Here is a 21909-nt window from a genome sequence, read left to right as displayed (position 1 = left end):
TTATTTTACTGATTTTGATATTTATAATCGCGGTAAAGTTCCCGACTTAACACAAATGCACAACTCAAAATTAAACCAAGTATTGCGCTTAATGCAACAATTAACGATGATTTTGGTGAATCTTTATGCAACGGTAAGTCTGGCGTTAAAATAAATTTAACTGGCGTAAAATTTAATTCTTTACTGGTTAACTCTTGTAAATCATCAATATAAATTTTACGGTTTTGTAGGTTTTCGCTCATCAATGCCAAATCACGATTTTGGGTTTCGATCAGTAATTTTTTCTCTAAAGCTTCAGTTCCTAACGCAATAGGGTAATCAGGGTCATCATTGATAGCAACAGAATCGCTGGCTATCGGCTTTTCAATTCCAGCCGCTTTTGCAATATCAACAGCTCGTTTAAGCCTTTCAACCTTAACATCGTATTCCGTTTGAATTTTGCTGACTTCGCGTTTTAGTGACTCACTGGCATAAATAAGTTTCTCTGAAATCATATTGTCGATTTCAACTTTTAACTGTTGCCTTACTTTCGATGCACTATAGCGAATATAACCTTCAAGTAAGTCCTGGGCTTCCGTTGGCAAAGGGGCAGTAAAGCTCAAAACAATATCACTTGAAGTACTGTTTTTCTCTTTTGAGAGATCTTGAATTTTAATATCATTAGAAATGATTGAGTTTACTAACCTTTGCTGAGCGATAACATCATCTTTTGGGTCAATTTTCTCTGCAAGATTATGATAATACTCAGTACTTCTTATATAACTCTCTTGATTAACTTTCGAACGATATTGGTCAATAAATGCAGTAAAAACACGTTGAGCACTGAGATCAATAGGAATATCTAAGACATCCAATTGCGCTTTAAATGCATTGACTTCTTTAAGCTCTTCAGATGCAGGAGGAATAACAATAGCAGTACTGCTCCATTTTTGAGGTAATAACTTAACAACACCAACACTTACCCCAATACAAACAATCGTAAATATAAGAATCAAAAATTTATGTTTTAACAAAATGGAAAACAAGGCCATCAAATCAATTTCATCGTTTTGCTGTATATGAAATTGATGAGCAGAAGACGACTTCTGCTCTATATTACCTTGTGGTGGCTGCTGCTTATTGCTCATATTAATTCCAAAAGACATAACATTCATTCAATCATTTATAATTTCAGATAAGTGATTATAGTCTATAATCAGCTTATTGATATATCGATAAGCAAACTTTTCTGCATTAATTTACTGAATTACTTATTTCAGTACATCTTGAATTATTGAATTAATCATATGAATACTATTTGGATTATCATTTAACGCCGGTATGTAATTATATTTATTACCGCCACTACTCATAAAAAACTCTTTATTTTGCTCGCTAATTTCTTCTAATGTTTCTAAGCAATCAACTGAAAACCCTGGGCAAATGACCTGAACTGACTTTACTCCTTGCGCGGGTAATTCATGCATCGTTTTATCCATATAAGGCATCAACCAAGGCTCACGTCCAAAACGTGACTGGTAGGTAAGCATGACTTTGTCACTTGGATAATTCAGCGCCTCACGGAGTGCCTCCGCCGTTTTTTCGCATTCTTGCTGGTAAATATCTCCGGTATCACAATAACGCTGCGGAATACCATGGAAAGACAATATAAGCCTATCTGGCTCACCATGCAGAGCAAAGCTTTCTTCTATCGAGCTGACTAGCGCTTGAATATAAGCGGGATGTGTCGCATAGCTCCGAATAAATTGCACACTTGGAATGGTACGTCTGCTTGCAAATGCTCTCGTTAATGCATCATACACCGCTGCAGTTGTCGTACAGGAGTACTGTGGATACAGTGGAAGTACCACTAAATCGGTCACGCCTTGGTCTAGCAAGCTATCCACCGCACTTTTAATTGAAGGTGAACCATAACTCATACCTATCTCTACGGCAGTATTCGGCAATAATTCAGCGAGCTTTTGCTTTTGACGTAAAGAATAAACCAGTAATGGCGAGCCACCTTCTAACCAAATAGATTGGTATAATTTCGCTACCTTAGAAGAACGAAGCGGTAAAATCGCCCCATGCAAAATGGGTTTCCAAATCAAGCGGGGTACATCAATAACGCGTTTATCACTAAGAAATTCGGCTAAATAGCGTTTCACTGCTGAGGTCGTTGGGGCATCAGGGGTTCCTAGGTTAGCTAACAAAATGCCGTATTTTTTTTCTGACATGAAACAACTCCTAATTGATAATTATTCCCAACTTTAGCACAGTTAATTAACGATTTTTGTCACCAAGTGGTATAAAAAACAAAGGCAGCGATCATCGCTGCCTCCATATAATACCTTATACTTAAAATAATTCGAATTGCAGTGACTATTACTGCAATACACATCATGATAAGTACAAATATTAACCTAAAATTTTCGCCAGTTCTTCACTAACTTCTGCTACTTTACGCGTACCGTCTAATTTGAAGTACTTGGTATTCCCTTGTTTAGCTTCATTTTGGTAATACGCAATTAAAGGTGCAGTTAATGCATGGTATTCAACCAGACGCTTACGTACGGTGTCTTCTTGGTCATCTTTACGGATGGTTAGTTCTTCACCTGTTACATCGTCTTTGCCTTCAACCTTTGGTGGGTTAAAGTTGATATGATAAACACGGCCTGATGGTGCATGCACACGACGACCAATGATGCGCTCAACAATGATTTCATCAGGTACATCAAATTCCAGCACGTTATCAACAGTGATGCCAGCTTCTTTCATGGCGTCCGCTTGAGGGATAGTACGGGGGAACCCATCCAACAAGAAGCCATTGCGGCAGTCATCTTGTTTGATGCGCTCTTTAACTAATGCGATAACTAATTCATCAGTAACTAATTTACCGTTATCCATCAGCTCTTTAGCTTGTAAACCAAGTTCGCTCCCTGATTTAACAGCGGCACGTAACATGTCACCGGTTGAAATTTGAGGGATCCCAAACTTTTCCATAATAAATTGAGCTTGAGTGCCCTTACCAGCGCCTGGAGCGCCAAGCAGAATGATACGCATTGCGTAAACCCCTTGCTATTTAGATTTTTATAATTTGAAAAGAAAACAAGCTACCATACCATTAGCATGCCGCTTTACTCAAGAACACACGTAAACGATTTCGCATTTATCTTTTTTCGCAAAAGAAAAAAACCACGCTAAAGCACAAGCAAAAGCGTGGTTTATGCTCAATAACGAAAATACTAGATTAAATTACTTTAGAAGTAATTCATTGATTTTTCGTATAAATAGGTTTGGATCTTCCAATGTACCACGTTCTGCTAATAATGCTTGATCCAACAGGACATCAACCCAATCAGCAAACACGGACTCATCAGTGACTTCAGCTGCTTTTTTAACCAAAGGGTGCGTTGGGTTCAATTCGAAGTTATATTTCACTTCTGGCGCGGCTTGTCCTGCTGCTGCAAACAGTTTCGCCATCTGTGTACTCATTTCATCTACATCTGTCGTGACAATTGCAGGTGTATCCGTTAAGCGATGCGTGAGTTTAACCTCTTTAACACGCTCACCAAGGAATGACTTAACGCGCTCAATAAAGGGCTCTAATTGCTTATCAGCTTCCTCTTGTTCCGCTTTGTTTTCATCCGCTAGCTTATCTAATGACTCATCGGCTTTACTTACGGATTGGAACTGTTTACCGTCGAATTCCGATAAGTAATTCATCATCCATTCATCAATACGGTCAGATAACAGCAAGACTTCTATGCCTTTTTTACGGAATAACTCAAGATGCGGGCTGCCTTTTGCCGCTGCATAGCTGTCTGCCGTGATGTAGTAAATTTTATCTTGGCCCTCAACCATACGGCTTACATAATCGTCTAAAGAGACGTTCTGTACACTGCTATCAGTATGAGTCGTTGCAAAACGCAGGAGTTTAGCAATAGTTTCACCATTTGCCATATCTTCCGCAGGGCCTTCTTTCATCACTAAACCAAATTGTTGCCAGAAGGTTTGGTATTTTTCTGCATCTGATTTAGCCAGTTTTTCCAGCATTTGCAGGACGCGCTTGGTTAATGCACTGCGCAAACTACGAGTTAATGCGCTGTCTTGCAGTATTTCCCGCGAAACGTTCAACGGTAAATCATTGGAGTCCAACACCCCACGAATAAAACGCAGGTAATTCGGCATGAACTGTTCTGCGTCATCCATAATAAATACGCGTTGAACATAGAGTTTCAAGCCGTGTTGTTGGTCACGATTCCATAAATCAAATGGCGCTTTAGAAGGTACATACAGCAGGCTGGTATACTCTTGCTTACCTTCTACACGGTTATGGCTCCATGTCAGCGGGTCTGCGTAGTCATGGGAAATATGTTTATAGAACTCGGTATATTCTTCGTCTGAAATTTCAGACTTACTACGCGTCCATAATGCTTTTGCTTGGTTAATTTTTTCCCAAGTGACCGTACCGTCTTCTTCATTTTTTTCTTCGATTTCAACTGGTAAAGCAATATGGTCAGAATATTTGCTAATCACTGAACGCAAGCGCCAGTTATCCAAATATTCTTTTTCGTCATCGCGCAAATGCAAGGTAATTTCGGTGCCGCGTTCGGCTTTTTCAATATCAGCGATGGTGTATTCACCTTCACCAGCAGATTCCCAGAACACACCTTCATTTGCAGGAGCACCTGCCGCACGGCTACGTACCGTTACTTTGTCAGCCACGATAAATGCAGAATAGAAGCCCACACCAAATTGACCAATCATTTGGCTATCTTTGACTTGGTCACTACCTAATGATTCTAAGAATGCTTTTGTGCCGGACTTCGCGATAGTTCCGAGGTTTTCAATCACCTCTTCACGGCTCATACCGATACCGTTATCGCTGATGGTCAATGTACCTTGGTCTTTGTCAGCACTAATGCGCACGCGCAGCTCACCATCGTTTTCATACAGTTCGGGTTTAGATAATGCACGAAAACGCAGTTTATCCGCCGCATCTGATGCGTTGGAGATCAATTCGCGTAGGAAAATCTCTTTATTTGAATAAAGAGAGTGGATCATTAATTGGAGGAGTTGTTTAACTTCTGATTGGAAACCACGCGTTTCCTGTCCTTTCATACTCATTAATCGCCTCTATTTCATCAATCTAATTGGATAGGTTTGACTTATCGATGCAGATTAGTTGGGGGCGAAAAACAGAAATTCAAGCGAAAAGAACAAAAAATTTAAACCATCAGAACCAAAAGCTAATGATTAGAAAGAAAATAATCACATCCGTCATCATTCTAAAGGAAGTTGATGAAAGGGATCGTTTTAATCACCCCCAAACATATCCTCTAAATAATTTGTGCTGTAGCTAGGCGTCAAATGCGTTAATCCCTAGGAGCATACCAGTATATGACCTGAGTCACCGAGTGCAGCCCCCTACGGCTTAAATTAGTAACTGAATTCTGTAGGGTGATTTTAGAAAAACGAAATCAATACTATCCTCTAAATAGTTCAAGTTGTAGGTAGGCGGCAAATGAGGAGATCTCGGGGAGCATACATCAGTATGTGACCCGAGTCGCCGAGTGCAGCCAACACCCCTACAGCTTGAAATATGACGAGGATATTACAATCGAGAGCGGCCGGAGAGCGAATGCGATAACGTCGTACTATCGACAAGCTCCAGTTCTCCGCCAACAGGCACCCCGTGTGCAATTCGGCTCGCCGCCACTCCATATTGGCCACACATTTGCCCAATATAATTTGCCGTCGCTTCCCCTTCTACCGTTGGGTTAGTTGCTAAAATCACCTCATTGACCGTCTCTGACGCCAAACGCTCTTCGAGCCTATCAAGACCGATATCCATAGGGCCAATGCCATCAAGTGGTGATAAATGCCCCATAAGTACAAAATAGCGGCCGGAAAATTGCCCGGTTTGTTCGATTGCATAGATATCTGCGGGGCTTTCAACCACACAAATTAAGCCATTCTGTTGGCGGCGTGGGTTATCACAAATATTACAAACATCTTGTTCTGTAAATGTTCTGCAATCACGACAGTGGCCTATTTCAGACATGGCTCGAGTGAGTGATTGTGCTAAACGCATTCCACCACTACGGTCACGCTGTAAAAGATGAAAAGCCATTCGCTGCGCTGACTTGGGGCCAACCCCCGGAAGACAGCGCAGAGCTTCCATCAACGATTCAAGAAGCGGACTTGTTTGCATTAGAATGGCATCTTAAAGCCTGGTGGTAATTGCATACCACTGGAAACACTCGCCATTTTTTCTTTCTGAGTTTCTTCGATACGACGTGCAGCATCATTGAATGCCGCGGCAATCAAATCTTCTAACATTTCTTTGTCGTCTTCAAGCAAGCTAGGGTCGATTTCAACACGACGGCAGTTGTGTGAACCATTAATGGTCACTTTAACTAAGCCAGCTCCAGACTCACCTGTAGCTTCGAGTTGAGCGATTTCTTCCTGAACTTTTTGCATTTTATCTTGCATTTGCTGGGCCTGTTTCATCAGGTTACCCAATCCACCTTTACCAAACATAGTTATCTCTCACAACTGAGGCTACAGCTTAACAATGAGACTGTAGCGTTAAACGGGGCGAATACTCTCTTCATCTAATTGCGCATCAAACATTGAGCGCAGTTTTTGAATCGTTTTATCCGCAATAATAGACTGGCGCGCTTGTGCCAGTTTTTCTTCATAAATCGCCTGTCGCCATTCTAGCGGGGTTTTCACCTCGCTATTATCATCATGAACGATTTTCAGTTCAACAGTACGACCATATAGTTCGCTCAGAGCTTCTTCCAACGCTTTGTGTGCCGATGGTTTATCGAGATGCTTCTGAGCCGAGCGCAAATGTAAAACAATTTGCGACTCGCTTAACTCTTCTATATATGAATTCAAAGCTAATTGTTCAACCAGTTTGGGAATATTTAATTTTGCAATTTTCCCTGACCAACTGTCACGAACTCGCCCTTCCTCAATAATTTTAACGGCTAACTCAGGCGTTTTTTCATATTCTAACGCCTCTTTGATCCCGCTTGGCGTTGTCACTGCCTCTTTTGGCGCCATCGCCTCTTCATTTTGAGGCTTCCATTGGTATTGCTTTGGTTTTTGTGGTTTTGCCGCCTGAGACGCTTTATTAACCACATTTTGTTGATGTTTGCTGGTCACGGCGGCCAGCCTTTCCAGTGCTGATGCCGCCGGCTTAGCCCTTTCAGGCGTCACCGGTTTAGCCTTTTTTGGGCTAGGATCCTCACTTTGTGGAGATTGTAACGCCTGTCTAGCCTTCAATAACTGTAACGTTGGGCTATTGTCTGGCAGATTTTCTGCTCGCGCTTGTGTCGGAGGCACCCTTTGCGTCATATTTGATGCCGCAGACGGTGCAGATTGAACAGCGGCTTGTGGAATAACTTTTGGCGGTGCTTCAATTTCAGCAATCACATTTTTAGGATGAAAAGCTAATGCACGTAATAGTGCCATTTCAACCCCCATACGCCGCTCAGGGGCATAGGGGAGTTCTTTTCTTCCGACTAATAACGTTTGGTAAAACAGTTGAAGGTCTGCTGGGGAAATGACCCTTGCGACCTGCCGTAGCCGCCCTTCTGTCGATGACGGGTCTGTTTCTTGTTCAGCAGGAAGCAGTTGGATCATCGCGATACGGTGTAATTGCGACAAAATTTCCACCAGCAAGTTCTCCCAATCCGCTCCGCGACTGGCAGCTTGCTCCACCTGCTCCATTACCGCCATGCTATCGGCACGTACTAGTGCTTCAATAATGGCTAATGGCTGCTCGTCATCAAGGGCTCCTAGCATTTGGCTGACAATATCAGCCGTGACTTTCCCTTGCCCCATCGCAATGGCTTGGTCAGTTAAGCTTAATGCATCACGTAAACTACCATCAGCCGCTCTTGCTATCAGCTGGCGAGCACGTTGGTCATGCTCAATATTTTCTGCATTTAGGATGAGTTCAAGTTGCTCACTGATTTGCGTGACATCTAACGCTTTTAGATGGAATTGCAAACAGCGAGACAAAATGGTCACGGGGAGTTTTTGCGGGTCCGTCGTCGCCAATAAAAACTTCACATGTTCAGGCGGTTCTTCAAGGGTTTTTAACAACGCATTGAAACTATGACGAGACAGCATATGTACTTCGTCAATTAAATAAACTTTGAAGCGCCCACGTGCGGGTGCGTATTGGACGTTGTCTAATAATTCACGAGTGTCTTCGACTTTGGTACGGGAAGCCGCATCAATTTCAATTAAATCGACAAATCGCCCTTGTTCTATTTCAAGGCAATTAGCGCATTGTCCACAAGGCGAGGCGGTGATCCCTGTTTCACAATTAAGACCTTTAGCAAATAGGCGCGCAATTGTCGTTTTCCCTACACCACGTGTACCTGAGAAAAGATAGGCGTGATGAAGCCGCTGATGCGTTAGCCCATTAGCGAGTGCAGTCAAAACGTGCTGTTGGCCAACAACGTCTGAAAATTTTTGGGGGCGCCACTTACGGGCAAGTACCTGATAGCTCATGGATTCCACTGTCATTTAACATGGTACGTGAATATATATAATCATAGTACCATGCTACCACAGCCTCAACCTATACAGCGAGGCTGTGATAAAAATAGAGGGAAAATAAAGATTAGTGGCCTGGGAACTCAACAAGGCTATAAGAAGAAACACCTTCTTTTTGTAGACGTTCAACGCCGCCAAGATCAGGTAAACAGATGATAAATGCCGCATCAACAACATTAGCACCAAGCTGTTTGATCATTCTTACCGTTGCTTCCACGGTACCACCGGTCGCGAGTAAGTCATCAACAACTAAGACGTTATCTTCAGGGCTGATGCTATCTTTATGGATCTCAAGCGTATCGGTGCCATACTCAAGGTCGTAAGTCATACTCAATACTTCACGTGGTAATTTCCCTTTTTTACGCACAGGGACAAAACCTACGCCTAAACGTAATGCAACTGGCGCGCCAAATAGGAAACCACGCGCTTCAGTTCCTACAATTTTAGTGACGCCTTTATTTTGATAATGTTCCACTAACATATCAATCGTTGCTTGGTATGCAGCAGGGTTATTTAATAAAGTCGTAATGTCACGAAAGATCACGCCTTCGATTGGATAATTTTGAATCGATGCGATACTTTCTTTAATCAATTGCAGTTGTTGCTCTTTAGCGGTCATAATAAAAGCCATGTAGTAAACACGAAAGTGTAGAATCTATGTAAAGTACCATAAAAATGCAATAAGAAGCCGTCAATTTGGCATCAGTTTTGTTGCTGAATATCAATATTCCGCTATTTTTGACACTTAATGAGAACAAAAAATGAAAATTCCCGCTCTTTTGGACGCGTTAAAAAAGCAAATTGATGAATTGAAAACACGAGTGGAACCCATAAAGGATCTTGAGTTTTCACATTCACGCTTCGATATGCAATTGTTTAGTCGCAAATCAACCCGTTTGGGTGATTGCCAAAACGAATTACAGACCTTATACCAGCAATTGTGCCATAGCGTAACGTTAAACCACAGCGAGCAGGTCAATTTTCTGACTGAGAAAATTGTCCATCAAATGCAGGCAATTTCACGAGAGATCTCTACACAAACTTTACGTGAAAAAGAGTCTAGTTTCACTAAAAAAAGGGAACAGGTTGATTTATATGAACGTTTATCACAACACCAAGACTATGAACGACGCTTGCAAGCCATGGTGAGTGAAAAAGAACTTCATTTAAGTGAGCTAACCGACCACCGTTTGCAGCACCAATGCCAAAAAGAACTCGCTGTACTCGCAGGCCGTTTGTACCGATGCCGCCAAGCACTTTTGCGCATTGAAAAAGCCATTGAACATCAAGAAAATCAATACTTTGATTAAATATTAGAAGGGAACGCTATGAATTCGCTCAAAGATGCCCCACAAGAAGTACAACTTGCCGTTGATTTGATTTATTTACTCGAGAATTCAGATATTGAAGCCGATATTGTATTAAAAGCTCTTGATATTGTTAAAAATGATTATATTTCCAAACAGATGCAGGCGGCACAAGCCACCCGCACAGATGAAATCTAATTAACTTGGTAGGTTGTCATCACTGTCTTTTGGTGTACGTTTCACTTCTTGCACTTCATCCCCTTTGCTATTATGCAAATGAACTTCTAACTGGTTGAATGCAATATCAATATCATTTTCTCGACATAATTTATCTATCGCACGGTTCACTTCATCGCTGGTCACACCACGGTCACCTATCTGCCGCACATAAAAACGCAATTCATGATCTAGCGTGCTCGCGCCAAAACTGGTGAAATAAACATTGGGAGCAGGTTCCGTCATTACCTTACTGTTACTGGTTGCGGCAGATAGTAAAACGCGTTTTACTTTATCAAGATCAGAACCATACGCTACCCCGATCGCAATCGTAATACGTGTAACGGTGTCTGATAGCGACCAGTTGATCAACCGCTCAGTCACAAATGCTTTATTGGGTATGATCACTTCTTTACGATCAAAATCGACGATCGTTGTTGCACGAATGCGAATTTTACTGACTGTTCCTGAATAGGTCCCAATAGTGACCGTATCGCCAATGCGGATCGGCCGCTCAAACAATAAAATGATCCCTGAAACAAAGTTAGCAAAAATTTCTTGTAAACCAAACCCTAACCCGACCGTTAAGGCTGCCGCCAACCATTGCAGCTTGTTCCACGTGACACCAATCATCCCTAATGAGGCGATCGCCCCAATTCCCACAATAATATAAGTCAATATTGTCGTGATGGCATAAGTGGAGCCTTGACGAAGTTTTAACCGCGATAAGACCAAAACCTCCAGTAACCCGGGGAGATTTCGCGTCATCACCCAAGCAACAATAATGATCACCAGAGCCAAAATTAAATTCGCTAACGTGACGAATTGTAAGATATTTCCCCCATCTGCCGATGTGGCGGTATAGCTCCACAAATTCACGCTATCTAAGAAAGAGAAAATAGTGATGAAATCAGACCAAATTGCGTAAAACGCCAATGCAAAGATAATAAACAACACCATCGTGGTGAGACGTAACGATTGTTGGCTAATCAGCTCAATGGTCATTGGGGGTTCTTTAATAGGTTCGTTCTCAACCTCTTCTTGCTTCAACATCGCACGCCGCTCAATAGCACGCTGATACGCCAATTTACGGGCAACCAATGTTAACCCCCTCAAACATGCGCTATAAGTGATATACCACAGCAATAACAGGTATAAACTGTCTATCCAACGATTTGCTAAGCGTAAAGTGGTGTAGTAGTAGCCTGCCATCATTAAGCCCACTAAAATTAATGGCGAAAATGTCAGCAATGTCACGACAATACTACGCGTTAAGTGGCTACCCTTCTCTTGCCAAACTTGTTTGCAAAAAGGAACAGTAAAGATACATAACAGGATAAGAGAAACCAGCACGATCAACTGACCTATCACGTCCTCAGACACTTTCAGTGGGTTAGTAACCCCATAAGTGGAGAAGAAAATGAGTGGTACCAACGGAATCGATAACCGGAGCATTTGGCGCCGCGTCTGGGATATTTTCTCTTTTTCGATACCAAAATGTTTTCGCGCAATACCTTGCGGTTTTAACACGCGAAAAGTCAGCTCAAATAATGCCCAAAATATCGCCAACTGTTGGCAAAATTGCCAGAAGAATGGCCCTTGTACATTTCCTGTTTTCAAGAACCAATAGCCAAATGCCAGTAAAAACAGTGAAATAGGTAAGGTTTGCATTAATGTCAGCAGTAGCGCAAAAGGTGTGCTTAACACACTATCGTTACGCAAACTGGAAAGCCGTTGGTCAATATCTTGCAATCGATTATTAATTTTACGGTTAAACCAAATAAACAACAGCGCGACCAATACAAGTGGAATAACAACTAACAGTGAATTACTCATTCCCCGTTTAATACTGCGATTCGATAAACTAAAATCAAAGCTATTAATTTGTGTTGCTGCGGCTTCAGGGAAACCTTTAACCCATTCCAAATCAATTGGTTTATTACTATTCACCCAAAATATTTGCTGGGCTAATGTGTTTTCAAGAGAACTCACCACACTCAATAATTGGTTTTGATCCAATTGCAAGTTGATAGCTTGCGAAATTTGCCCACCAAGCTGCTGGTTAAGTTCGTCTAATAACCCCCGACGTACTTCCAATAGTTTCAATAACGAGGATTTATCTTCAGCTGATAATAATGTGCTATTTGCTGGCTCATCCCCTGTTTTTATCTCAAATTGCTGTTCCAACTTCGTAATATAATCATTAGGTTGGTAAAGCTCATCACGCTGTTGGTTAATATCAAACTGTTCAAGCCGCAAATCGGCAATCGTTGTAGGTAAATTTTTAGTTAAAATGTCAGGAGGCAAATCAATTTGTTGTTGAAATAAAATTCGTGAAAGCAATAAGCTACCGCGTAATACATTAATTTGTTCTTTTAGATTTCGTTCTGACTGCGTCGCTCTTTCAAGCCATGTTTTCACTCGAATACCATTTTGCACCAGTTTATTACTACTTTCTGTCACTGCGATTAAACGGTCACTGAGCGCATTATTAATCGCAATTTCTTTTTGAATAATGGGATTCTGTTGCGCTTCAATATCGGTTTCAGAAGTACTCAACGCTTCACGCACTGTTGATTGGGAGTCATTTAGGCGACGATGGCTAATCGCGTTTTGTACTTGCTGAATATGATGTTCCAATTGCTCAATATAGGCGGCGGTATAATCACGCTGTTTTTGCAGCACATCTTGTAATTGAGTGTTAGCCTGTAGAATACGTTTTTGATATTCATTTTGTTGCTGCAATAAATACTGTTCAACTTGCAGCATGGTAATTTGAGTTGGTCTTAAATTCACAGATTCATTCAATGAACTATTTAGCTCATTACGAATTTCCTGTAAGCGCCTCGCATTTTCCAACATCATCGCTTGTGCCCTTTCAGGCTGCGTTTGTAAGCCAATTAATTGGCTACTATAGGTTGCAAGGTCATTTTGTTCTGTTTGCAGATTTTCTAAATAAGAGGCTTGTAATGCTTCTAATTGTGAAAGAGAACTATCTTGTATTTTTCGTAGGAAATTTTCGGTGCGCTGCTCATTTTCATTTTTTATTTGCAACAAACCTTGTGCTGCTTGTTTCGATTCTTCATTCGCGTTACTCAGTTTTTTTTGCAGTTCAGCCGTTCGCTGTTCGAGTTTATCCAGCTCGTTATAAAAATCTGAGGTTTTTTCCAGATCAGCGAGAGCAAGTTTATCTTCTTCACTGAGTGAACTTTTTTTATTCAATGCGCTGAGCGCACTTTTTATTTCATTCTTATCAGGTAAGTTATTTGATGTTAATGCCGTAATTGAACTGGAAAAAGATATGATGAAAAAAAACAGTGTTATCGATACTAACTGCCGCCACTTCCATTGTTGTTTCATCATAATGGCATTCCTTTATACAAATAATTATATTGTTTAATTAAGCAAAGTGCCGATAGTCGCCTACCCACACTTACTTTCACCTAATTAAACATATTTTACGTAAAATATTAGAAAGTTAATACTTTATCTGCCGTTAATGTCCAGCTTGCAAGCTCAACTAACGTGCCTACTTCAACACCATCAGCAAGAGTTAACTCACTTACACCGCGGGCATCTGTGCAAGTTTTACATAATTTAACGGGGACATTTTGTGCCGTTAAAATCTCTAACATTTGTTGAAGATTATAGCCTTCTTTCGGCTTTTGAGCAGCCAATCCTGCGCCCACAGCATCTGACATCAGAAAAATTTTTAAATCTAACTGCGGCTCTTGCTCTTTTAACGTTATCGCTAGTCGCAATGAGTTGAACAGTGTTTCACTGCCGTAAGGTGCCCCATTGGCAATAATCAAGATAGAGGTCATATGGACTCCACTTATTCAGTTTGAATTGGTTTTAACCGGATTGTCGTACTACACTTTAGTGTTTCTAATAGTGTATCAACCAATGTAATTGTATGTTGATTAATATTAAAATTTTCTGATTGGAGTAGCCAGTTTTCTAATAAACCAGACATTAATGAACGGATCATAATCGCGGCTGCTTCCACATCAAGGTCAGCAGGAAGTTGACCTGCATCAATACAGGCAGTCAAATTGTCAACTATTCGGCATTGACTCGCAACATAGTTAGCGCGTTTAAAATCAACTAACTCTGCCATTTCACCCACTAATTCACACTTCAAAAAGAAAATTTCCATCAAAGCGCGATTTTTAGGACTTTCAATAAAACCAGTCAAAATATAAACTAATAATTCTCTTAGTATTGAAAGTGGATCATTGGTATATTTAGAACGATAATATTCTTCAGCTTGTATTATTTGGTTATCACCAAATTCACAAGCTTGATAAAAGAGATCAACTTTGTTTTTGAAATGCCAATATATTGCACCTCGGGTAACCCCCGCTGCTTTTGCAATATCGGCTAATGATGTGGCAGAAACTCCTCGTTCAGAGAATGTTTTGATGGCAGCATCTAATATTTCCTGACGGGTTTCTTCAGCCTGTTGTTTAGTTTTTCGTGCCATTGTGACCCGTTTCTATCGAAAGCTGATTTACATACATTCGTGTATGTTTGTACTATAGCACAGTGATAAATCATATTGTTTACCATTTTTCTTATTTTTGTTTTGAACTCATATTGATTAATTGAGGTTAACTTATGCGAAAAAACAGAGGGGTGTTACCTCTGGCTCTGTTAGTTCTTTCAGGTGGCTTGGCTTTATCTGGTTGTAACGATGAACAACAAGGTGGCGGAGAACGCCCGGCGCCTGAAGTAGGAATTGTTACGCTTAAAGCCGAACCTCTGACTCTCAAAACCGAGTTACCAGGCCGTACATCCGCATTTCGTGTTGCCGAGGTTCGCCCTCAGGTTAGTGGCATCATTTTAAAGCGCAACTATAAAGAAGGTAGCGACGTAGAAGCAGGGACATCTTTATACCAAATTGACCCAGCACCATTCCAAGCAACCTATGACAGCGCAAAAGCGGAGCTAGCAAAAGCACAAGCAAATGCAAATCTGGCTGCCTTAACGGTGAAGCGTTATAAACCATTGTTAGGAACTAATTACATTAGTCGTCAGGAATACGACCAAGCGACCTCAACCTATGCACAAGCACTTGCTGCCGTCAAAGCGGCTGAAGCAGCGGTTGAAACTGCACGTATTAACCTGAATTATACCAAAGTTACTGCGCCGATTAGCGGCCGTACTGGCAAATCGAGTGTGACTGAGGGAGCTTTAGTATCATCAGGACAAGCCACTGAATTAATGCGTGTTCAGCAACTTGACCCTATCTATGTGGACGTAACACAGTCGAGTGACGATTTCTTACGTCTGAGAAATGAGATAGCGAAAGGTGCTGTACAGCAAGAGTCAGGGCAAGCGCCTGTCCGTTTGATCAATAATAACGGTCAAGAATACGCACAAAAAGGGGTTTTGGAATTCTCTGATGTCACTGTTGATGAAACAACAGGGTCTATCACGATGAGAGCCATGTTCCCTAATCCGAACAAAGAGTTACTTCCAGGTATGTTTGTTCGTGCTGTATTAGAAGATGGTGTTGTTGAAAATGCGATTCTAGTTCCGCAACAAGGATTATCTCGTACGGCTCAAGGAACTTCTCAAGTCATGGTTGTTGGCGCTGAGAATAAAGTTGAAGTCAGACAAGTTAAAGCAGGACAAGCAGTTGGCAACAAATGGCTGGTAACTGAAGGTCTACAAGCAGGTGATCGTGTCATTGTCATCGGCTTACAAAAAATCAAACCAGGAATTGTTGTGAATCCTAAGGAAGCAAACTTAGAAACGCAATCCATAGACAATCAGGCAAAACCTGAAGAAAAGTCTAAATAAGGGAGCGGCTGATTAATGCCTAAGTTTTTTATAGAAAGACCAATTTTTGCGTGGGTAATTGCAATTATCACCATGCTTGCTGGTCTGTTGGCAATTATCCAGTTACCTGTTTCACAGTACCCGACCATCGCGCCACCGGCTGTTTCTATTTCAGCTAACTATCCGGGAGCGGATGCTGAGACGGTACAAAATACAGTAACGCAGGTTATCGAACAGAATATGAACGGTATCGATAACTTGGTATATATGTCATCGAGCAGTGATTCATCAGGTTCTGCTAGCATTACGCTGACATTTGAAGCAGGAACTGATGGTGATATCGCGCAAGTACAGGTGCAAAACAAATTGCAACTGGCGATGCCATTGTTGCCACAAGAAGTTCAGCAACAAGGTATTAGTGTCGATAAATCAACTAGTTCATTCTTAATGGTTGCGGGTTTCGTTTCTAGCGATGGCTCAATGGGGCAATACGATATTGCCGACTACGTAGGGTCAAACATTAAAGACCCACTTAGCCGAGTTAACGGTGTAGGTGAAACTCAACTGTTCGGTACCCAATATGCAATGCGTATTTGGTTAAAACCAGAGCAACTCGTTAAGTACAACATGACCACAACGGATGTCATTAATGCGATCAAGGTACAAAATAACCAAGTCGCAGCAGGGCAACTCGGTGGTTCACCGTCTATAGCAAACCAGCGTTTAAACGTTTCTATCATTGCGCAGACACGTTTGAATAGCCCTGAAGAATTTAGCAATATTTTATTACGTGTAAACCAAGATGGTTCACAAGTGCGTATTAAGGATGTTGCTGATGTCCAATTAGGTGCTGAAAACTATAGTACGATTGCCCGCTTTAATGGTAAGCCAGCAGCAGGTATCGGTATTAAACTGGCAACTGGTGCGAACGCGTTAGACACGTCTAATAACGTCCGTGCTGCACTTGAGGAAATGAAACCTTTCTTCCCTCAAGGGTTAGAGATTGTTTATCCATACGATACAACTCCATTCGTTAAAATTTCAATTAACGAAGTAGTTAAAACGTTAGTGGAAGCAATCATGCTGGTTGTTGTCGTTATGTATTTGTTCCTACAAAACATCCGTGCAACGCTGATACCAACAATTGCAGTACCTGTCGTATTGTTAGGTACCTTTGCTATCTTGTCGGCATTTGGTTATTCCATAAACACCTTGACCATGTTCGCGATGGTACTCGCCATCGGGCTTCTCGTCGATGACGCCATCGTCGTTGTTGAGAACGTTGAGCGTGTTATGCAAGAAGAAGGCTTGTCACCAAAAGAAGCGACCAAAAAATCAATGGGTCAAATCCAAGGTGCGTTAGTTGGTATTGCAATGGTTCTATCTGCGGTATTTATCCCAATGGCCTTCTTTGGAGGTTCTACCGGGGCAATTTATCGTCAGTTCTCTATTACCATTGTATCGTCCATGATCTTGTCAGTACTGGTTGCGATGATCTTAACACCAGCACTGTGTGCCACCATGTTAAAGCCAATTGAAAAAGGCAGCCATGGTAGCCAAAAAGGGTTCTTTGGATGGTTTAACCGTACATTTGAAAAACAAGCACACCACTACACCGACAGTGTAAGCCGTATGCTTAACGGCACTGGCCGTTATTTAGTGATTTACTTGCTGTTAGTGGTTGGTATGGCGTTCATGTTCGTTCGCTTACCGTCTTCCTTCTTACCCGCGGAAGACCAAGGGGTATTCTTGTCTATGATCCAGTTACCACCAGGATCAACACAGGAACAAACCCAAGCGGTATTGGATGAAGTAAATAACTACTACCATACCGAAGAAGCTAAAAACGTTGAATCGGTCTTTACCGTAGGGGGCTTTAGCTTCGCAGGTCAAGGACAAAATATGGGTCTCGCTTTCGTCGTTCTAAAAAATTGGAGCGAACGTAAAGGTGATGAAAACCACGTTGATGCGATTGTACAGCGCGCGAATATCGCACTGTCACAAAAACAAGAGGCATTGATTTACGCCTTTAACCTACCCGCAATTGTTGAGTTAGGTACCGCAGACGGGTTTGACTTTGAGTTAGTCGATAAAGGTAACTTGGGGCATGATAAATTAATGCAAGCCCGTAATCAGTTACTTGGATTAGCTGCTCAGCACCCAGAAATGCTTCAAGGTGTTCGTCCAAATGGTCAGGATGATACCTCGCAATACCGTATTTATATTGACCAACAAAAAGCACAGGCTCAAGGTGTTGCTATTAGTGATATCAACGCAACATTGAGTTCTATGTTTGGTGGAAGCTACGTGAATGACTTTATCGACCGTGGTCGTGTGAAGAAAGTTTACGTACAAGGTGACGCAGAAAGCCGTATGTTACCTTCTGACATCAGTAACCTATATGTTCGTAATAACCAAGGTAAAATGGTTCCGTTCTCTGCCTTTATGGACGAATCCAAGGACCCTTGGAAGTATGGTTCACCACGTTTAGAGCGTTATAACGGTGTCCCTGCGATGAACATTCAAGGCCAAGCAGCTCCTGGGAAAAGTACGGGTGATGCGATGCTGTTAATGGAAAAACTCACCACTGAAAACCTGCCTGAAGGAATTGGTTACGAGTGGACAGGTATGTCATATCAAGAACGCTTAGCAGGTAACCAAGCCCCTGCTCTGTACGCAATCTCCTTGATAGTGGTCTTCCTGTGTTTGGCGGCTCTCTATGAAAGCTGGTCAGTTCCATTCTCAGTTATGTTAGTCGTTCCATTAGGTATTATTGGTGCGTTACTGTTTACCAGTGTTCGTGGTCTAGACAACGACGTTTACTTTAAAGTGGGTCTCTTAACAACCATTGGGCTCTCGGCGAAAAACGCAATCTTGATTGTTGAATTCGCCAAAGACTTGATGGAGAAAGAAGGTAAAGGGTTAGTCGAAGCAACGCTGAATGCAGTTAAAATGCGTTTACGACCAATTCTGATGACATCTTTAGCATTTATGTTAGGTGTTATCCCACTGGTGTTTAGTAACGGTGCAGGTTCTGCATCCCAGAACTCAGTAGGTACTGGTGTTCTTGGGGGAATGTTTGCCGCAACCTCATTGGCTATCTTCTTCGTGCCTGTCTTCTTCGTGGTGATCCGTCGCCGCTTTACCAAGAAGTCAGAGGATATTGAACACAGCCATCCACCAACAGCACAATAATTGCTGATAGGTAAATTGAAAAGAGCCACATAAGTGGCTCTTTTTTTTGTGTATTAATTCTAACTTGCTGCAGACCGCCTCCCCTTTCAAGCTAATCAGTATCTGTGCCTTCGCTCTCTTGATAACCCAAATAGAGACGTCTGATAACCAAAATAGAAACGCCCCTTAGTGCGGCTAGAATGAAAATATCGTGTTTCATCTAGGACAATGAGGGTCTGCGTATCATATTTTATTAAACCCAGCTAATTTTTGATTAGTAAAATAATCAACTCGGTGCATTATACTTTTAATCATAAAAGGAATTTTTACAGCAAGGAGCTACTAAAAATGAAGAAAACCATATTATTCACTCTATTAACTTGTACTTTGTATCACAATGCATCATTGGCCGAATCCCCTGATATCTCTAAGGCAAAAGTCATCAATATAGAAGCCCCTCTAAAGAACAACATTTCATTTAATACATTTGAAAGTCTCTCATCTAATGACGATGGCTTAATTTTCAATAATGACATTAACAGTAATACTAAGCTTAATAATAAAGCAGCAAGGCTTATTTTTGCAGAAGTCACAGGAACTGAAGTAAGCCACTTGCAAGGAATATTAGGTATTAAAGGGCAACGCGCTAACCTTGTTATCGCGAATCCTAATGGTATTTCATGGAAAGACGGCACCGTTGATAATATTAATAGCCTATCCTTAATTGCCGGTAAGTTTGAAAAAAAATATGTGAAAAACAAAGATAAAGACAACCAACTAGAACTCCAAAAATTGGAGGACTATAACCAATTGAAGTTTTCAACTCAGCCAGCTAGCCAAATCAGTATTAGCCAGCAACAAGGAAACCCAATTCAACTATCAAAGCTAAATGTAGTTGCAGACCAAATAAAGCTGCAAAACTCCCTTAATATCCACTCTGCCATACAAAATTATATCAGCGCATCTGGCAATAGCACCCTTTCCCCTAGTGAAGGCGTTATCAAATACAGTTCAAAATTCAAAACTGATATTCCATATATTCAAGGTAATCAGTTAGAGCTAAATGAACAGACTCAATTGACAGGTCGTAACATTGTGCTTGAAAGCCACCAATATCAATGTAAAGACAATTTTCTTTGCCCTCAAAATAAAATAGATATTCAAGGGGTTATAAATACGATGAGTTTCTCTGTACGCGGGGATGCAGACATTACATTTTCAGATAAAGGCATAATAAAAATAGGGAAAAACCAGCAAGCTCTTATTGCTAAAACGGCGCACTAATTTCCATTTGGAGTGCAAAAAATAACGGCCTCAAAAAGAGGCCGTTAAGTTAAGATGAATTGATACTAGGTTACATCCAGACAAACCAAGCAAACAATGAAATAACTAGGATACAGGCCACGTTCAATACCGCACCGACACGTACCATCTCAATCTGCCTAATATAACCTGAACCAAACACAATCGCATTTGGCGGTGTAGCGACAGGTAACATAAATGCACAAGATGCACCTATCCCGATAATCATGGTTAAGACAATGACAGGCATACCTAATGCTTCAGCAACTGTTGCAAAAATAGGTACTAATAAAGCTGCACTCGCCGTATTACTGGTAAACTCAGTTAGAATGATAATAAAGGTAGTAACAGCTAGAATAATAACAAACCAGTGGCTTTCACCAAATGTCATTTGCATCCAGTCTGCCATGATCTTACTTGCACCAGAAGAACTCAAGATTGCGCTCAGTGTTAAACCACCACCAAACAGCATCAATACGCCCCACTCAGTATTTTTTTGAATTTGAGACCAGCTAGCAACACCTGTTATACCGATTAAAATGGCAGCACTCATCGCAATAATTGTATCTAAATCTTTTACGCCACCTAATGCATCACTGATAAACGTACTTGTGATCCAACAAACTACGGCTAAAAGGAAAATCGTCATTGCGGTAATACGTTTGCCATTCCACTCAACGTGTTCTAACTCAATTTGAAAACGGTGTTTCAGGTTAGGGCGTAACATCATGTACATCAATACAAACATCATTGGCAGCAACACTACCATGATTGGAATACCGTATTTCATCCACGATAAGAAATCTAAACCTAAAGCTGCAGCTGCAATTGCGTTTGGTGGACTACCGACAATCGTACCTAAACCACCAATACTTGCACTATAAGCAACACCTAATAGAACAAACACAAAAGTGTTGCGCTCGTGGCGGACATCGAGATTAGACAGTATACCTAATACTAATGGCAGCATCATTGCTGCGGTCGCTGTGTTACTAATCCACATAGACAGCAATGCGGTTACACCAAACAGTAATAATACCGCTACTGATAAGCGCCCACGAGCAGCCATGAGTAAGCGATTTGCAATTAGCCTATCAAGGCCTTGGATATGTAGAGCTGTCGCTAGCGCAAAGCCACCGAAGAATAAGAAAATGATTGGGTTTGCAAATGATTTCAATGCATCCCCTGTATTCATCAACCCTAAGCCGACTGCTAAGATAGGAATACACAATGCAGTAATGGTGACGTGGATAGCTTCAGTTAACCAAAGCACACCAATGAAAACCATCATTGCAAGACCTGCATTCGCTTTGTCATCGAATGGTAAATATTTTAGTAATAGAATTAATAGTACGATATCAACAGCTAAGATTATCCACCCTCGTTTGTTCGAGGGCGTTGGGCTCACTGATGGTGTTAACGATTCTGAAGCGTCCATGTTTACTCCATAGCTTTGGAAGCAAGTTTAGTTTTAGCGCGTGCATATTGTTAATAGTTATTTATAAGCTGTGAAATATAGAGTTAATTTATTGAGATGAAAATGTGGATAAGTTAAAAGTGC

17 protein-coding genes are annotated in these 21909 nt (G+C 41.3%); 5 read left to right on the top strand and 12 right to left on the bottom strand.

All coding sequences use genetic code 11. The annotated features are described in order from the left end of the window. Window positions 1-5: 5 nt before the first annotated feature. From wzz(fepE) to apt, 8 genes are all read right to left on the bottom strand, one after another. A complete protein-coding gene (wzz(fepE), locus tag PR809_RS05890; protein WP_181490076.1) occupies window positions 6-1127 on the bottom strand; it encodes an LPS O-antigen length regulator Wzz(fepE) in 1122 nt (373 codons plus the stop codon). 123 nt (window positions 1128-1250) lie between these two features. Then, window positions 1251-2216, bottom strand: a complete 966-nt coding sequence (gene hemH / locus PR809_RS05885; protein ID WP_102139392.1) for a ferrochelatase — start codon at window positions 2214-2216, stop codon at window positions 1251-1253. Window positions 2217-2397: 181 nt separating this feature from the next. Next, window positions 2398-3042, bottom strand: a complete 645-nt coding sequence (gene adk / locus PR809_RS05880) for an adenylate kinase (RefSeq protein WP_102139393.1) — start codon at window positions 3040-3042, stop codon at window positions 2398-2400. Window positions 3043-3234: 192 nt separating this feature from the next. Continuing rightward, a complete protein-coding gene (gene htpG, locus PR809_RS05875; protein WP_195698830.1) occupies window positions 3235-5103 on the bottom strand; it encodes a molecular chaperone HtpG in 1869 nt (622 codons plus the stop codon). A 493-nt stretch (window positions 5104-5596) separates the two neighbouring features. Further along, window positions 5597-6196: a recombination mediator RecR gene (gene recR, locus PR809_RS05870; protein WP_102139395.1), complete on the bottom strand. Its 600-nt coding sequence runs from the start codon at window positions 6194-6196 to the stop codon at window positions 5597-5599. Then, window positions 6196-6525, bottom strand: coding sequence for a YbaB/EbfC family nucleoid-associated protein (locus tag PR809_RS05865; RefSeq protein ID WP_004260403.1), 330 nt, complete (start codon window positions 6523-6525; stop codon window positions 6196-6198). Before PR809_RS05865 ends, recR begins: the two co-directional genes overlap by 1 nt. Before the next feature lie 48 nt (window positions 6526-6573). Further along, window positions 6574-8517 (bottom strand): DNA polymerase III subunit gamma/tau, encoded by a 1944-nt coding sequence (dnaX, locus tag PR809_RS05860; protein WP_206275917.1) that lies wholly within the window; start codon window positions 8515-8517, stop codon window positions 6574-6576. Between the two features lie 112 nt (window positions 8518-8629). Then, window positions 8630-9181 (bottom strand): adenine phosphoribosyltransferase, encoded by a 552-nt coding sequence (gene apt / locus PR809_RS05855; protein WP_102139444.1) that lies wholly within the window; start codon window positions 9179-9181, stop codon window positions 8630-8632. A 142-nt stretch (window positions 9182-9323) separates the two neighbouring features. Here apt and priC point away from each other — a divergent pair, with 142 nt between their 5' ends. After that, window positions 9324-9872 (top strand): primosomal replication protein PriC, encoded by a 549-nt coding sequence (gene priC, locus PR809_RS05850; RefSeq protein WP_102139397.1) that lies wholly within the window; start codon window positions 9324-9326, stop codon window positions 9870-9872. A gap of 18 nt (window positions 9873-9890) precedes the next feature. Continuing rightward, entirely contained in the window at window positions 9891-10067 is a 177-nt protein-coding gene (locus PR809_RS05845) for a DUF2496 domain-containing protein (RefSeq protein ID WP_166265695.1), read from the top strand. Here the strand turns inward: PR809_RS05845 and mscK are convergent, their stop codons facing one another. The 3 genes from mscK to acrR all read right to left on the bottom strand — a co-directional run bounded on the left by mscK (window position 10068) and on the right by acrR (window position 14571). After that, complete coding sequence (gene mscK, locus PR809_RS05840; RefSeq protein ID WP_206275916.1) at window positions 10068-13448, bottom strand: mechanosensitive channel MscK; 3381 nt, start codon at window positions 13446-13448, stop codon at window positions 10068-10070. Window positions 13449-13555: 107 nt separating this feature from the next. Further along, window positions 13556-13909: a DsrE/DsrF/TusD sulfur relay family protein gene (locus PR809_RS05835; protein ID WP_102139400.1), complete on the bottom strand. Its 354-nt coding sequence runs from the start codon at window positions 13907-13909 to the stop codon at window positions 13556-13558. A gap of 11 nt (window positions 13910-13920) precedes the next feature. After that, the gene (acrR, locus tag PR809_RS05830) at window positions 13921-14571 is read right to left on the bottom strand and encodes a multidrug efflux transporter transcriptional repressor AcrR (protein ID WP_102139401.1); all 651 of its coding nucleotides are present in this window, start codon (window positions 14569-14571) and stop codon (window positions 13921-13923) included. 134 nt (window positions 14572-14705) lie between these two features. On the opposite strand from acrR, the gene PR809_RS05825 reads away from it, so the two are divergent. From PR809_RS05825 to PR809_RS05815, 3 genes are all read left to right on the top strand, one after another. Further along, on the top strand, window positions 14706-15893 hold the full coding sequence (locus PR809_RS05825) for an efflux RND transporter periplasmic adaptor subunit (RefSeq protein ID WP_102139402.1): 1188 nt from the start codon (window positions 14706-14708) through the stop codon (window positions 15891-15893). 15 nt (window positions 15894-15908) lie between these two features. Continuing rightward, on the top strand, window positions 15909-19067 hold the full coding sequence (locus tag PR809_RS05820; protein ID WP_102139403.1) for an efflux RND transporter permease subunit: 3159 nt from the start codon (window positions 15909-15911) through the stop codon (window positions 19065-19067). Window positions 19068-19394: 327 nt separating this feature from the next. Then, entirely contained in the window at window positions 19395-20330 is a 936-nt protein-coding gene (locus PR809_RS05815; protein WP_206275915.1) for a two-partner secretion domain-containing protein, read from the top strand. A gap of 70 nt (window positions 20331-20400) precedes the next feature. Here PR809_RS05815 and PR809_RS05810 read toward each other — a convergent pair whose 3' ends face one another. Continuing rightward, complete coding sequence (locus PR809_RS05810) at window positions 20401-21786, bottom strand: SLC13 family permease (protein ID WP_102139405.1); 1386 nt, start codon at window positions 21784-21786, stop codon at window positions 20401-20403. Between the last annotated feature and the right edge of the window lie 123 nt (window positions 21787-21909).

The organism is Providencia sp. PROV201 (genome assembly GCF_028479545.1).
Lineage (GTDB): Bacteria > Pseudomonadota > Gammaproteobacteria > Enterobacterales > Enterobacteriaceae > Providencia > Providencia huaxiensis.
The sequence above is the reverse complement of the archived record's forward strand: the minus strand, read 5'-3'. Positions and strand labels throughout refer to the sequence as shown.